At 63.2% G+C, this 14,696-nt stretch carries 11 protein-coding genes and 1 pseudogene; 4 read left to right on the top strand and 8 right to left on the bottom strand.

All coding sequences use genetic code 11. The annotated features are described in order from the left end of the window. Positions 1–19 precede the first annotated feature (19 nt). On the top strand, positions 20–895 hold the full coding sequence (locus tag VZC37_RS21875) for a bile acid:sodium symporter family protein (protein WP_330435736.1): 876 nt from the start codon (positions 20–22) through the stop codon (positions 893–895). 192 nt (positions 896–1,087) lie between these two features. Here the strand turns inward: VZC37_RS21875 and VZC37_RS21870 are convergent, their stop codons facing one another. The 7 genes and pseudogenes from VZC37_RS21870 to VZC37_RS21840 form a co-directional block, all read right to left on the bottom strand. After that, complete coding sequence (locus tag VZC37_RS21870; protein WP_330435734.1) at positions 1,088–2,476, bottom strand: MFS transporter; 1,389 nt, start codon at positions 2,474–2,476, stop codon at positions 1,088–1,090. Between the two features lie 377 nt (positions 2,477–2,853). Further along, a pseudogene (locus VZC37_RS21865) lies at positions 2,854–3,332 on the bottom strand (thiolase family protein); the annotation flags it as partial. A 54-nt stretch (positions 3,333–3,386) separates the two neighbouring features. Beyond that, a complete protein-coding gene (locus tag VZC37_RS21860) occupies positions 3,387–4,223 on the bottom strand; it encodes a mycofactocin-coupled SDR family oxidoreductase (protein WP_330435732.1) in 837 nt (278 codons plus the stop codon). A gap of 59 nt (positions 4,224–4,282) precedes the next feature. Next, on the bottom strand, positions 4,283–4,984 hold the full coding sequence (locus VZC37_RS21855; protein ID WP_330435730.1) for an SDR family NAD(P)-dependent oxidoreductase: 702 nt from the start codon (positions 4,982–4,984) through the stop codon (positions 4,283–4,285). A 20-nt stretch (positions 4,985–5,004) separates the two neighbouring features. Next, positions 5,005–6,945, bottom strand: coding sequence for a hydantoinase B/oxoprolinase family protein (locus tag VZC37_RS21850; RefSeq protein WP_330435728.1), 1,941 nt, complete (start codon positions 6,943–6,945; stop codon positions 5,005–5,007). A gap of 2 nt (positions 6,946–6,947) precedes the next feature. Then, positions 6,948–8,993 carry a hydantoinase/oxoprolinase family protein gene (locus VZC37_RS21845; RefSeq protein WP_330435726.1) on the bottom strand — a complete coding sequence of 682 codons (2,046 nt, stop codon included), beginning with the start codon at positions 8,991–8,993 and terminating at the stop codon, positions 6,948–6,950. Next, entirely contained in the window at positions 8,990–9,217 is a 228-nt protein-coding gene (locus tag VZC37_RS21840; protein WP_330435724.1) for a hypothetical protein, read from the bottom strand. The genes VZC37_RS21845 and VZC37_RS21840 overlap by 4 nt, the downstream gene beginning before the upstream one ends. Positions 9,218–9,664: 447 nt before the next feature. Between VZC37_RS21840 and VZC37_RS21835 the strand changes: the two genes are divergently transcribed. Next, a complete protein-coding gene (locus tag VZC37_RS21835) occupies positions 9,665–10,591 on the top strand; it encodes a thiamine pyrophosphate-dependent dehydrogenase E1 component subunit alpha (RefSeq protein WP_330435722.1) in 927 nt (308 codons plus the stop codon). Next, entirely contained in the window at positions 10,588–11,577 is a 990-nt protein-coding gene (locus VZC37_RS21830) for an alpha-ketoacid dehydrogenase subunit beta (protein WP_330435720.1), read from the top strand. Before VZC37_RS21835 ends, VZC37_RS21830 begins: the two co-directional genes overlap by 4 nt. 312 nt (positions 11,578–11,889) lie before the next feature. On the opposite strand, the gene VZC37_RS21825 is transcribed toward VZC37_RS21830, so the two are convergent. Then, positions 11,890–12,858 (bottom strand): transposase, encoded by a 969-nt coding sequence (locus tag VZC37_RS21825; protein WP_330435718.1) that lies wholly within the window; start codon positions 12,856–12,858, stop codon positions 11,890–11,892. Between the two features lie 153 nt (positions 12,859–13,011). Here VZC37_RS21825 and VZC37_RS21820 point away from each other — a divergent pair, with 153 nt between their 5' ends. Next, on the top strand, positions 13,012–14,547 hold the full coding sequence (locus VZC37_RS21820; protein WP_330435716.1) for a class I adenylate-forming enzyme family protein: 1,536 nt from the start codon (positions 13,012–13,014) through the stop codon (positions 14,545–14,547). Positions 14,548–14,696: the final 149 nt, after the last annotated feature.

Genomic DNA, 14,696 nt, shown 5'->3' with positions numbered 1-14,696 from the left:
ACCTGAGCGAGGAGTTTCGATGGAATCATCATTCGTGACGGTGGGCCTGCCCGTGGCCCTCGCAGTCATCATGTTCGGACTCGGGCTGTCGCTGACGGTCGAAGACTTCCGCCGGGTCGCCCACAACCCTCGGGCCATCGCGATCATCCTGGGTTGCCAGATGTTGCTCCTTCCCGTCGTCGCGTTCGGCTTGACCCTCGCATTCGACCTCGGCCCGTACCTGGCCGTCGGGCTGATGATCCTCGCAGCGTCTCCGGGCGGCACCACCGCGAGCGTGTACAGCCACCTCTTCCGTGGTGACGTCGCCCTCAACGTCACCCTCACGGCGATCAACTCGCTCCTCGGGCTCATCTCCCTCCCGATCGTCGTCAACCTCGCCCTGGCCTACTTCGTCGACTCCGACGACTCCGTCGGGATGCAGCCCACCAAACTGCTTCAGGTGTTCGCGGTCGTCCTGATCCCGGTGTTGCTCGGCATGCTGGCGCGGCATCGACGTCCCGACTTCGCCGCGCGGGCCGACAAGCCGGTGCGCATCGTTTCCATCATCCTGCTGGTCGGGGTCGTCCTCGGCGCGCTCCTCGGCGAGGAGAACGCGATGGATTACCTGGCCCGTGTCGGCGTCGTGACCACCCTGTTCTGTGTCGCATCCCTGACGCTCGGCTACTTCGTGCCCCGCCTGACGGGTCTGACCCGGGCCCAGTCGATCGCGAGCGGATTCGAAGTCGGCATCCACAACTCGACTCTGGCCATCGCGGTGGCACTCACAGCGCTCGACAACACGGAGATGGCGATTGCGCCGGCGGTGTACGGAATCCTGATGTTCCCGCTTGCGGCACTGTTCGGTCTGGCGGTCCGCCGGTCGGAACGACGAACCATGACACCGCAGTCGCGCTGACCAACGCCACACAGACGTGACCATCCTGATTCGCTGAGCGGGTCACGTCTGCGAGACGCGGTTGTGTACTCAACACTCCTGGCCGCCAACGGAGATCGCGTAGCGCGCGATCGATGAGGTGCAGGAGGTGGCTCCGTATCAATGAGGTGATGGTCGCTGCAGCGGCAGCTGCACCGATTCGGAGCCCCATTCCTACTCTCCAGGCGACGCAACACCTGCGAGGCGCTCGCCGGCGACCACCGCGGCACCGGAGTCCCGCTCCTTGGCGAACTGATCTCGCGTACTACGCCAGATGAGGAAGATCGTCACCCCGCTGATCGCGAAGAGCATCGAGGCACCGACGTACAAGGTAAACCCGGAGACGTAGGACAAGAGGTAGCCGGCTGCGATCGGCGTGATGATCGAACCGGTACGGCTCAGCCCGACGATGGCGCCGACGGCGCGACCGCGCAGAAAGGCCGGGAAGAGCGGCGGCGCCGAGGCCATGTAGGACGACATGGCCGCGAACCCACCCAAGCCGAGCAGTCCGGCGGCGACGATGGCAACCGTTCCCTCCATCGTCAGGGCGAACGTCAGCTGGGCGATGACCGCCACCAGCAGCATTATCCACGCGACGTGCGTCGAGAAGAGCTTCATACCGAGGATGCCGAATACCACAGCGCCGATGACCGCACCGAACGTGACCATCGTTCCGACCAGAGTGCCTGTCTGCTCGTCACCCGTTGCATCGGTGATGAGCTGAGGGGTCCAGTTTGTGACGAAGTAGTACGCCGCGATCACCATGGTGAAGCCGAATGTCATCTTGAGTGTCGTGCTTCGGTAGGGCTTGGAGAATGGAGTCACCTTGCCTGCACCCGCGTCGGCAGTGGTAGCACCTCCGGAGATCACCGGCTTGGCGTACGGATCCACCCCGGCCAGGTTGAGCCGCGCGGCAATGCGCATGATCTCAGCTCGGGACTTCTCATCGTTTCGCGCCATCAGGTACTCGAGTGACTCGGGCAGCAGGAAGAACATCGCAACGGTGCCGATAAGGCTGATCACCGCACCTGTCACGAACAGGCTCTGCCACGCGCCGCCCAGAGCCTCGAAGAGCACGAGCCCCAACGAACCGGCGAGGAACGCTCCGGTAGCGTAACCAATCGTCGTCATCGCAGTACTCATGTTGCGGTTCTTGAGTGACGAATACTCCTGAGCCACAATGATCGTCAATGCGCCAATAACGCCGACGCCCAGGCCGGTCAGTACGCGGAGGCCGAACATCGTCCAGACATTGGGGGCCATCGCACTCAGAGTCATCCCCACGGTGCTGGTCGCAGAAGCAGCGATCAGCACTCTCCTGCGGCCGTAGGTGTCGGCGTACTTGGTCAAGAACATCGCGCCGATACCCATGCCGATGAGTGCCCCGCTGGCGAGCCACCCCTTCTCGCCGGTCGTCGCGTATCCGTCCGGCAGACGGGGCAGAGCGAATCCGATGACGGCGAGCTCGAACCCGTCGGCCATGTTGCCGAGAAAACAGATACCCACCACCACGTATTGCCAGATCGACATCCGACTGTGCTGCACAGCAGTCACGACGTTCATCAGTTCTCCTTGAGACGATTGCGGGTTCAAACCTCTGCCTCAGAGGAGCGAACGACACGCCAACTGAAATTGTGATTCCCGACTGTCCGGTCGGTCGGTGTGGTCTCCGACACTAAACGCGTTTCCTCCGAGAGTCAATCGTCACTGGTATTCAACGTCCGATTGACCGGACGTCGGAACGACTGCCGCAGCGCGATGAGTCGGCGATCCGGTCTCCATATCACCGATTGTGGTTGAGCCACTGAACAATCCACGCCGCGCGACGGGTCGACGATGGACGGCGGGCTGAACGCCCCAGTGGGGTCGCGCCCCGAGTACCTTGTCTAAAGACGATTCCCTGCCAGTCCGTGCCGCTGGACACTACGTCTTCGCGTGAGAGCCGCACTGGCGGCGACCGTTGCTGCCCGGCGCTGCGACTCCGCGGCAAACTCACCTTGTTCTGTCCGGGAGACCTCGTACTTGTCTGCAACCGCCTCGGCAGTGACGCCCATGTGTTCGCCGCTGAACGGGTCGGTGAGGATCGCGCGACCGTGCCCGTCAACCAGCCGGCGATCACCGAGTTTGCGGCCATCTCGGGCTTGGAAGTCGTAGAACGGCATCCGTGACATCGACTCGTCACCGCCGGCCACCGCGAAGCCCAGCGCATTCCACCGCATCTCCTGAGCCGCGGACCAGATAGATTGCAGTCCACCGCCGCAGAGTCGGTAGACGGTGAATGGCGGAGTCGACTTCGGCAGACCGGCCGCCAATACCGCCCTCCGGTATTCTAGGCGGCACCGCCGACCCGGCCGTTACACCGCATCACGACCTCGCCGGGCTCATCGAGCGCCACGTCGGAGCGGCGGAGCGTTTCGCGCTCACGTGACGACCGCAATCATTACCCAGAATGCGTTGTGCGGGAACGAGTTCGTCACGCAGCACCGTTCGTGGCTGCCATACCCGCGAGCGGGCCGATCGTCTCCCCGGTGATGTACTTGGAGTCTGGCGAAACGAGGAACGCGACCGCTCGTGAGATGTCGATCGACTCGACCCACGGGACGCCCATCGGGTTGTGCACGAACGCTTCCCGAACCTGCTCCTCGGTGGGGTTCGCAACACCCGGCAGGAACATCTCTTCGACTGCGGGATTCCGGATCATGGCGGTGTTGACGTTCGTCGGCGTTATCACGTTGACCGTGATCCCTTTCTGCGCCACCTCGAGTGCGGTGGCCTTCGCCAGTCCGATCACTCCCCACTTCGCCGCGGTGTAGTGGCCGAGCTGGGCGAAACCCATGTGGCCCGCTGCCGACGAGATCGCCACGATCCGACCGTATTCGGACGCGATCATATGAGGGAGCACGGCGCGGAACGAGTTGAATACGCCGGTCAGGTTGATATCGATCATCTCCGCCCACACCTCGGGACTCATCGCGGAGATCTCCGACGTCGAGAGCATGCCCGCGTTGGCGATGAGGATGTCGACGCGGCCCAGTTCGGCAACCACGTCGGCGACGAATCCGGTCAGCCCGGGCACGTCGCGGACATCGACCTGCCGCGCGAACGCTCGGCGGCCCTCCTTCTCCACCAGGCGAATCGTCTCCTCGAGATCGGCACGGTCCGGGGCGGCGTAGGCGGTGGTCGACGGCGCCTTCAGCGAGTCAACGAGTGCGATGTCGGCGCCCAATGATGCGAGGTGCACTGCGTGCGAACGCCCTTGACCGCGGGCGCCGCCGGTGATGAGAGCAACCTGGCCCTCGAGTGGCTTCATGTGAATCTTCCTTTCGCTCGATACGTGGGCCCGGGGATCATCGATCCCTGTAGCCCGGTTCAGCTGAACGCCACTCCACCGTTGATATCCAGCACCGCCCCCGTGGCGTAACTTGCCTCCTCACCAAGGAGGAACAGGATCGGACGAGCGATCTCCTCGGGAGATGCGAATCTGCCGATGGGGAACATGTCGACCGTGTACCCACGGCCCTCGATCATCGGGGTGTCGACGGGTCCGGGTGCAACACCGTTGACCCGCACTCCGTTTCGGATCTCGTTCTTGGCCAATGAACGGATCATGCTGAGGATGCCGCCCTTGCTGGCCGAGTAATGGGCACCGGCCAGCACCCCGCCGATGCGCCCCGCCACCGACGCCACAGCCACGATGCTGCCGCCCGACGCCCTCAGATGAGGCAGAGCCGCTTGGACACACCACAGGGTTCCGGCGACATTGACGCCGAGCACACGGTCGACGTCGTCAGGCCTCAGGTCGTCGATCGCGATATCACGGCCGTACACGGCCGCCGACGTCACGAGCCCGGTCACACCCCCGTCCGACGCGAAGCTGTCGAAGACGGCGGCGACCCGGTCCCGGTCGCGTACATCGCACGATACGTACCGGTATCTGGCCCACTGATCCCCAGGGTCGGGCTCGATGTCGACACCGAGAACCTCGGCGCCGCGGTCGAGCAGCAGTTCCACCACTGCGCGACCCACACCGCTCGCCGCGCCCGTGACGATCACTCTCTGTGCGCTCTGCATGTCTCCTCCGATTGTGTTCCCTAGGCCGATCGGAGTTCGGCGGTGGCGATCTCGTCGACGGACAAACCTTCGGGGTCGATCTCGGGGTCTCCGATCACAACGACGCCGTAGTCGCGAGCGGCACCGGCGACGGTGACGTACCCGTTGCGCACATCGCGAAGCACCCGCTGTGGGTCTCGCGTCTTTGCCGCGCCCCAGCCGCCGGCCCCCGCCGTGCGGTATCGCCAGACGGCACCGGGACGCGTACGCCAGATCTGATTCTTCCCATAGTGAAAGAACGTTCCACCGTCCTGGGAGAGGTCGAAACCGTCAGAATCGAACATGCCCGCGACCGGGGTCGAATCAGCGAGAACCTCACCGTCGAGCGACATCTGGCCGCCGCCGGCGACGACCCGATCCTCAGCATCGTCGAACAGCCACACTCCGGTGCGCGTGCCGTCACACCCGCCGTTGACACCGAAGCCCACGTCGTCGCGGACCCGGAGCGGGCTGGTCCAATGCTCGCTCGCACGACGCCAGAAGGTGTCCTTGACAACGGCTGCGCCGCCACGGTTGAACCCGGCGCCGCAGCTGTCGGCCACGTACTCCTTGCGCAGCACAACGACCGGGAGGTCGGCTTCGATTGCCTCGGTGGCCGGGTCCAGGTTGTTGGCCAGGTAGATGACCTGATAACTGTCACCGTCGCCGTACTGGGTCCCCGACCACGGACCGTGCTCGCCGCCGCACTGCCCCGTCGTCACCCAGGGGGTGCCGTCCTCGGTCGTTCCATTACCGTTGTGCAGACTCAAGGAACCATAGTCGCCGCCGATCGCACGGTCGCCCAGCGCCTCCTGCAGGGCGTCGAAGATGGCCGCGGTGATGACACAGCACGGCTCCCAGAACATGAAGATCGCACCGTCGGGCGGTGTCGCGCTGACGATGGTCCCCGCGGGCAGGACGATGTCGACCGGCCGATAGGTCCCGCTCGTGAAGGGGGTGTCGCGGTCGATCAGCATCTTCAGGGCCACGCCGACAGCGGTCTTCGCATCGAGCACGCTGCCGTTGATCGAGGTCCTCGCCTGCGGCGACGTGCCGCTGAGGTCCACCTCGAGCCGGTCACCCGCCTTCTTGAGATTCACGACGATCTTGTACTCGGTGTCGTCGATGCTGTCCGCGTCGATGTACCCCGAGCTCGAATATTCGCCGTCGGGCAGACTGCGCAACGCGGTCGCCATCGACTCAGCGGACATGTCACACGCGTAGCGCATGGATCCGAGAAGGGCTGGGACACCGTAGCGCTCGGCGGTCTCGGTGATGAGGCGTTCGGCGAGATCCAGGTTCTGCCGGATGGTTGTGATGTCGGGCATCACCATTGCGCCGTACCGAGCATTGTCGAGGAAGAGGTTGAAGACCGACATCACCGGTTCGCCGGCCGCGTACAGCAGCTGGGGCGACACGACAAGTCCGGTCTCGTACACGTCACGCTTGGTCGAACTGAACCCCGCCGGCACGATGCCGCCCATATCCATCTGGTGAGCGCGCAACGACACGAATGAGATGATGTTGCCGTCCGAGAAGACCGGACGCACAAACAGGACGTCATTGACATGAGTCCCTGTGCGGTACGGGTCATTACAGATCAGGACGTCGCCCGGATTCAGACGCTCGGGACCGTACTCCTCGAGCGCGTTGCGAACGCCGTCGCACATCGTGCCGAAGAATGCCGCGAGACTGTTGCTCACCGAGCACATCGGATAGTCGAGCTCGGCGGGCCCATGAACTGTCGCGGCGAAGTCGTACCAGTCGCGCAGGATGGCCGAGAAGGTGTTGTTGAGCAGTTGGCCGCACATGTGCTCGACGATGTAGCGCATGCGGCCGGACAACACGGTCATCGTGAATCGATCGGCGCCGTACAGTTCCGCGAACTGGGTTTCGCTCAGGTCGCGGAGGAGAACATCGGATTCGGGTGCGATGGTCGTCATATTCAGGCCTTTCTGATACGAATCTCGCCGAGCCGCCCGATCAGTCCGACCTGACCACGCGGGATGAAGGTTGTCGACGTGTGTTCCCGGACCACCGCCGGCCCAACGATCTGGTCGTCGATGCACAGAGCGTCGCGGTCGTAGGCGGTGGCGTCCACATCGTCGCCGTAGAGATAGCGCAGGGTGATTGCGGCGCCCTCGAGAGTCGTGTCAGGTGCTCGACGGCTCGCTTCTTGGAATGTCACCTTCGGCGTCTCGATTCGAGCAGACACCCGGAAAGACACACCTTGCACCGGCATGGCCTCGAAGGAGCTACCCGAACGCGCTGCATAGACTTCGTGGAAGTTGGTGATCATGGTGTCGATGGCCTGCTCGTCGATCCGTCCACCCGGCACCGTGACGAGCGGCGTCTCCCACGTCTGCCCCGCCAGTCGTCCGTCGAAGGTCCGGGCGATCGTCGCATCGCCCGCATCCGCGGGGAGTTGCCGGCGTAGTTTGGCTTCCATCTGTTCGTAGACATCGTTGATGTGTTCGGCTGCACCGGCATCCAGAGTCGTGTACGAGCTCGCGACGTCGGAGTAGACGAGATCTGTACTGGTGAGCCCGACCGCCGAGAACAGTCCGGGATTGGGAGGAACGATCACCTCCTTGGCATTCACCAACTCGAGTGCCGCCGGCAACAGCATCGGCCCCGCGGCACCGAAAGCCATCAGCGAGAATTCTCGTGGGTCCAGTCCATGTTTCACCGCGATGTTGGTGACACCCTCCGCGATGTTGTTGACGCCGATGGCGAAGGCTTGGCCTATCCGCGATTCGATGTCGAGGCTGGAGTCGAGCGCACCGAACGACTGTAGGGCGAGTTCCGACTCGAGGCTCTTGCCGCTGGCAAAGCCGTCGGCGTCGAGGATGCCGATCAACAGGCATGCATCGGTCATCGTCGGCTCGGTGCCACCTTGGCCGTAACAGACCGGGCCCGGGTCGGCCCCGGCACTACCGGGACCGACCGTCAGCTCGCCGAAGTTGTTGACCTTGACCAGACTTCCACCACCGGCGCCGATACTGGAGATCTCGTTGGACAGCGTGTTGACGATCAGGTCGTGCTCGAGCTCGAAAGTTGTCCGAACGAACGGATCCCCGTCGACCACAACACTGATGTCGCTCGATGTCCCACCGACATCGCAGCAGAGAAGATTCGCCGAGTCGATGAGCGCGCCGTAGTGTGCGCTCGCCATCGTTCCCGCTGCAGGACCTGCGAACACGATCCGGAAAGGCTTCTCCATCGCCACATCAACGGGTAGGAGCTCCGCCGCACAGTCAGCGAAGTTGAGTTGACCGGCGAACTGCTGCGCCGCGAGCCCCTGGTCGAGACGATGCGCGTAGTCGGAATAGATCAGCTTCATCAAGACATCGATGACTGTGGTCGAAGCCCGCGCGAACTCCTTCGCCAACGGCGACACTTCGCTCGACACCGAAACCGGCACATCACCGAGGATCTCGCGTGCAAGCAACCGCAGCCGTTCCTCGTGAGCAGGATTCACGTAAGCATTGAGTAGGCAGATCGCCACTCCTTCGACGTTGCATCGCGCAAGGAGTTCCAACTGAGCGCGAGCGTCATCTTCGTCGAACGGTGTCATCACCTCGCCGTTGGAGGTGATGCGTTCTCGCACGCCCCGCCGCAGGTACCGTTCCACAAGGGGGCGATCAGCGTCTCCGAAGGAGCGGCGCCAGGTGGGGTCGGTCAGGCCCTCCTGCGGACGCCACGTTCGACCGATGTCGAGTATGTCGCGGTGGCCGTGCGTCGTCAGGAAGCCGATCTTCGGCAGGTTTCGAGTGAGCACTGCGTTGAGGCCATGTGTGCTCGCGTGGTTGAAGTGCGTGATGTCGCCGACACCGAGTTCTCGTGCGCCGTCTAGCACAGCTGCTTCGGTGTTCCCGTAGACGGTGGGCACTTTGGCCACCTCGATCTTGCCGCCACGCACAGCGACGACATCGGTGAATGTTCCGCCCACGTCGACGCCGACGACAGCCGCTTTGTTGTTGGCGCTCATGCGATCGCGATCCCTTCACTGGTCAGCGACACCGGCCCCAGGCGGGTCCAGGGTTCTCTATCCATCGAATGCAGGCAGGTCTGGCACTTCACGACTCGGAACCACCCGCCTTCGCTGAGCACCGGGTATGCGGCCAGGGTTGCCGCACCACACTGCGTGCACTCACCTGCAATCGGATTCTTCTCGACCACGAGCCCCTCGGAGGCCGGTTCGGATGCCGTCATCAAAGCTCCTTCAAACACAGAATAGACCGACTGGTCGGTTCAAGTTAGCACGTGACGACGATCACTTGTCAAGGCCTCGGACCCGCACGGCGGCAGGTTCGACACTTATCCAAATGATCCCAATCGCTTTCCTGCACACTCAGATCTCGATACCGTCGACTCGTTCGGACGCAACGGGATTCCCACGCCATCGGCGAGACGGCGGCCTACCGACCGCCCAGACGGTTTATGGGTTCGCAGCGCAGCGACGATGACGACGAACGGGGCCCTCTGAACGCCGCCCGGGGCTAAGTGCCGCGGCGAATCACGCCAGTTCGCTGGTTGCAGGTGGCCGGCCATTTGATTTACAGTAGATCGACCGACTGATCGGTCGAGTGCTATCGAACGACTGTCGCCCTGGTCTCACACTCCGGGGCGACACGCAGCAGCAACAGGAGGTTCGAATAGATGTCCGGACTGGATTCAGCCGACGTCGCTGCGGAACATTATCGGGGGATGCTCATGTGTCGGCGCTTCGAGGAGACCGTCCATGAGCAGCACGACCTCGGTAACGTTCCAGGCCCACTGCACCTTTCGATCGGTCAGGAAGCCGTCGCCGTCGGTGTCTGTTCGTCGTTGACCGATACCGACGTGATCACCTCGACGCATCGCGGCCACCACCACTGCGTCGCCAAAGGGGCCGACCTCGGCCGTTTGATGGCGGAACTACTCGGCCGCCGGGATGGCTACTCTCGCGGACGCAACGGATCCATGCACCTCGCGGACACCTCAGTCGGGCTGCTCGGCACCAACGGGATCGTCGGTGGTGGCATCCCCATCGCGGTGGGCGCCGCATTCGCCCTGCAGCTGAGAGGTTCGAACGACGTCGCGGTTTGCTTCTTCGGCGACGGGGCGACGGCGACGGGCAACTTCGCCGAGGCGATGAACATCGCGGGCCTGTGGAAGCTCCCCATCGTCTTCGTCTGTGAGAACAATCAATTCGCCGAGATGACGCCCACGTCGGTGCACGTCGCCGGCCAGCTGTGGCGCCGTGCCGACGCGCACGACTTCCCCGGGATGCGGGTCCAGGGCACCGAGGTCGAGATCGTCGCCGATGCCGCTGCCGCCGCCATCGCCCGCGCCCGCGCCGGACACGGGCCGACGCTCCTCGAGGTCATGACATATCGACTCTCGGGACACTTCGTCGGCGATCCGTCGAATCGGGACAGTGCGATGGCCGACCGGTGGCGAAAGCGCGACCCGCTGACCACCGCGCGCCGGGTGCTCCCGGAGAGCCAGGCAGCACAGATCGAATCCGAGGTCGAAGCCGCCATTCAGGATGCACTCAGTCGCGCGCTCAAGAGTGAGCCGGTCTCAGTAGGGGATATCGCATGACCACAACCGTCGAGGAAACGAAAGAACTCAAGTACTGGCAGGGCGTCAACCAGGCCCTACTCCAGGAGATGGAGCGCGATGAGCGCGTCATCCTCTTCGGGGAGGACGTCGGGGCGCCGGGCGGGCCATACGGCGTGACTCGCGGCCTCCAGAAGAAGTTCGGCAAGGACAGAGTCCGCGACACCCCGATCAGCGAGGCCACCCTCGTCGGCATGGGCGTCGGTGCTGCCGCGATGGGCTTCCGGCCGGTGGTCGAGCTCATGTTCTTCGACTTCTGCATGATCGCTATGGACCAGATCGTGAACCAGGCGGCGAAATACGAATACTTCACGGGAAACCCACTACCGCTCACCATTCGAACCATGAGCGGCGCCGGCGGATCGTACGGTGCTCAGCACTGCCAGAGCTTCGAGGCGTGGTACTGCGCGATCCCGGGGCTCAACGTCGTCATGCCGTCGAATGCGCGCGATGCCAAAGGACTGTTGAAGTCCGCGATCAGGAGTGACAGTCCCACCTTGGTGATCGAGATCAACGGACTGCTGACAGTTCGGCGCGATACCCCGCTCGATACGGACTTCATGGTTCCCCTCGGGGTAGCGGAAGTGCGGCGTCCCGGCGATCACGTGACCATCGTGGCGACCGGACGGATGGTCGATCGTGCGCTGGAGGCGGCCGAACACGCGGCGCAACGCGGAATCTCTGTCGAGGTCATCGACCCACGAACGATCGCCCCCCTTGACAGCCAGACCATCCTGGAGTCGGTCGAGAAGACTGGCCGGGTGATTGTCGTGCAGGAGGCGACCGCCCCCTGCAGCATCGCATCGGAAGTGTGCGCACTCGTAGCCGAGAACTGCCTCGACAGTCTGCGTGCGGCACCGGTCCGGTTGACCGCAGACTTCGTGAACGTGCCGACACCCGCAGAGTTGGTCGAAGCCCGTGTGCCGCAGATCGACGACATCGTTCAGGCGATCTCGAAAGTACTCTAGCTCTGGCAGATTCCATGACGGACAGCTGAAAGAGTCTCTCCGCAAACAGATGTGCACGAAACCCCGATGCGGGGATCACTCGCATCGGGGTTTCGCCATGCCAAGTGGCAAGAACCACTCGCGCATTTCGTCCATCGCTGTTGCGACGGATCGGCCGCACTCGATGGCGGCACACAGTCTACTTTTATGCCATCGAATCGGCTTGATTAACAGTGTATTTGACAAAGTTTCAATTGACAATACATGCGCTACAACGCTTTTCAGGTCGACCTTCGTACGTTCTCAGGTCTATCAGCGACACCGCCGAGGTGGTCACCGCACTCCCCGATGACTCTCGCTGCGACGGTTCCCGCCGGCTTTCAGCACCCAATCGAGTTCCTCGGTGAACCGCCCCCGCTGTTGCGCCACCTCACTGAGGCGATCCCACGTACCGTCCTTGCGCCAACGCACGTATCGCTGATAGATGGTTCGCCAGGGCCCGAAGTCTTCAGGGAGCTCGTGCCATGCCAGATCGTTGTCAATCTTCCACGCGATCGCGTCGAGCACCTCTCGGTGATTGCGCCAACGGCGCCCGGGCCCCGTGCCTTGCGGAGGAAGCATCGGCGAGATCTCAGCCCAGGCATCATCGGAGAGCAACTCGCGAGGTTCCGACACTTCCACCTCCGTCGGACTCACAGAGATGCCTTCGAGAGGTTCGTCCAGGCCGAGCGGTGTCGCCGCACCCGCAAGGAAGGTCTCGAACATCTGCTCGGCAACCTCGACAGGTGCCCCCAGCTCGGGCCGATACCACTGATAGGACCAGTTGGTGATCGCCAGCAGAGCCAGCGATGTCATACGCGCACTTCTCTGCTCGAGAAGCCCTTGGTCCATGCCACGTTCGACGAGCGTGACCACCAGCTGCTCGAATCGATCTCGACGGGCGACAGCGTGAGCGCGCAACTCGCGCGGGATCTCGCGTTGATGCTCCAGGAACACCCCGAGGTAGCCCGGTCTGGTCGCCACGATCTCGACGGTACCGACCAGCACCTGCCGCAAACCCGCTCGCGGATCGCAATTCGCGGAGACATCGCGCTCGAGCCGCGCGAGTAGTTCGTCGATCAACTCGTCATGTATCCACGCGACGATCTCGGCCTTGCTGTTGACGTAGTGATACAACGCAGGCTTGCTCAGTCCGACGGCCTCGGCCACGTCGCCGACGCTCACGTTGTGAAATCCGTGCCGCTCGAAGAGCAGCGCCGCCGTACGGGCGATCTCACCACGGCGCTCGTCGGCTCTGTTCATGACGTCCTCCTACCTCTTGCAAGGCACACTACATTTAAAGTAGATTGAACCAACCGGCTGGACGGTCGGAATCCGCCCCGAGTCCTACGCGAACGCCACGGTCCGGCGTGGAATATCAGGCCTCGCAGCATCGCCAGCCAAAGGACTTCGCACGTGCCCGAACATGTCACCATCCTCTCCGCCCTTGAGTATCACGCCGACCGAACTCCGAACCATGAGTTCGTGGTGGAACTGACCAACGACGGACGCCAAGTAGTCACCTACAGTGAAGCACTCGTCGCCACTGATGCGCTGGCTGCTGGATTCTCGCACCTGGGGGTGGATAAGGGCGATCGTGTCGTCATTCGCATGGCCAACTCGTGGTCGTTCATTGTCACGCTTCTTGCTGCGCTCCGCCTGGGCGCGATAGCGGTGCCCACGATTCGTCAGTACTCAGACCAGGAGCTCCACCACGCCTTGGTCGATTCCGGAGCCAAAGTCCTGGTGTTCGACGACGTTGACCATGCCGGGCTTGTTGCTGGGTTGCCGCAGGGCGTCACTCCAGTGTCGGCACACAAGTCTGACGACTCGTCCGTGACCGATCTGGCCCGCTTGGCAGCGGACGCCTCCGGGGCGCGTCCGCCGAGCGCCCCGCTGCACCGAGACGCAGATGCACTCATCTTCTACACATCGGGCACCACGTCCGCACCCAAAGGTGTGGTCTTGAGTCACAAAGCGGTGCTCGCGACATCGCTGATCAATGCTGAGGGTTGGCGGATGCGCGCTGACGATCGTGGTCTGCTGATTCTTCCCCTCTTCCACTGCAACGGAATGTTCATGCAGTTACTGCCCTTGCTGGTTTCCGGCGCAACTGCCGTCCTGGCGGATCGTTTCAGTGCAAGCCGGTATGTCCAGACCCTGCGAGACAACGCCATCACGATGGCGAACCTCACTGCAGGCGCCCTTCGGAGTGTCCTCGCGCAGCCGGAATCCGCTGATGAGGCAGTGGACTCGTTGCGGATGATCACTTTCGGACTGCCGCTTCAAGAATCCGAGATCAAGGACCTCAGCCGACGACTCGGCGCCCCGGTGTACATGTGCTACGGACTCACGGAATCGTCGTCCGGGGGTACTCGGACCCCCGTCTTTGCCGAACCCCATGTCGGTTGGCAGTCACTCGGTCTGCCCCAGTCGGGCTGGGACGTAGCCATTGCCGACGATGAAGGCCAGATCCTGGATTCCGGCTCAGTCGGTGAGATCCTGCTCAAGGGCCCCGGTCTGATGACCCGCTACTGGAACCGAGAGGACGCCACACAAGGGGCGTTCATCGACAGCTGGTTCCGAACAGGAGATCTGGGCTACCTGGATGAGAACGGCTACCTGTACTTCACCAGCCGCAAGAAGGACATGCTCAAGCCCAAGGGCGAGAACGTCGCGGCAAGCGAGATCGAGACGGTCTTGGTCGGCTGCGAGTCCGTGGAGGACGCGGCGGTGATCGGGGTGCACGACGCTCACCAAGAGGAGCGAATCGTTGCCTATGCGGTGCCGTCGGCCGGGCATACGATCGTGGAATCCGAGCTTCGTGCGTACTGCGCCAGTCGCCTGGCGAGTTTCAAGGTCCCCGCCGAGATCCGAGTGGTCGACGACCTTCCCCGGACATCGGTCGGCAAGATCAATAAGCACGCGCTGCGCGAGGAAGTCCGGTCCTAGCCTTCGGTTTCCACGCTCATTAGCATTCTGGTGACGAGGCTCAAGATGAATCCCCGGGTGTGCTCACTGACATTCCCACCCGTGGGCGGCTCCTGCTGTAACGCCCGCCGGGTTGGCGCGGTCGCGGAGCGCTGGTTTTGGTTGCGGGC

The sequence above is a fragment of the Gordonia sesuvii genome (assembly GCF_036350415.1).
Lineage (GTDB): Bacteria > Actinomycetota > Actinomycetes > Mycobacteriales > Mycobacteriaceae > Gordonia > Gordonia sesuvii.
The sequence above is the reverse complement of the archived record's forward strand: the minus strand, read 5'-3'. Positions and strand labels throughout refer to the sequence as shown.

Bases quoted from the DNA above. Each gene is read 5' to 3' on its own strand.
- VZC37_RS21830 (WP_330435720.1), top strand. From the start codon at position 10,588: ATGACCACAACCGTCGAGGAAACGAAAGAACTCAAGTACTGGCAGGGC.
- VZC37_RS21855 (WP_330435730.1), bottom strand. From the start codon at position 4,984: ATGCAGAGCGCACAGAGAGTGATCGTCACGGGCGCGGCGAGCGGTGTG.
- VZC37_RS21845 (WP_330435726.1), bottom strand. From the start codon at position 8,993: ATGAGCGCCAACAACAAAGCGGCTGTCGTCGGCGTCGACGTGGGCGGA.
- VZC37_RS21835 (WP_330435722.1), top strand. From the start codon at position 9,665: ATGTCCGGACTGGATTCAGCCGACGTCGCTGCGGAACATTATCGGGGG.
- VZC37_RS21870 (WP_330435734.1), bottom strand. From the start codon at position 2,476: ATGAACGTCGTGACTGCTGTGCAGCACAGTCGGATGTCGATCTGGCAA.
- VZC37_RS21825 (WP_330435718.1), bottom strand. From the start codon at position 12,858: ATGAACAGAGCCGACGAGCGCCGTGGTGAGATCGCCCGTACGGCGGCG.
- VZC37_RS21850 (WP_330435728.1), bottom strand. From the start codon at position 6,945: ATGACGACCATCGCACCCGAATCCGATGTTCTCCTCCGCGACCTGAGC.
- VZC37_RS21875 (WP_330435736.1), top strand. From the start codon at position 20: ATGGAATCATCATTCGTGACGGTGGGCCTGCCCGTGGCCCTCGCAGTC.
- VZC37_RS21840 (WP_330435724.1), bottom strand. From the start codon at position 9,217: ATGACGGCATCCGAACCGGCCTCCGAGGGGCTCGTGGTCGAGAAGAAT.
- VZC37_RS21860 (WP_330435732.1), bottom strand. From the start codon at position 4,223: ATGAAGCCACTCGAGGGCCAGGTTGCTCTCATCACCGGCGGCGCCCGC.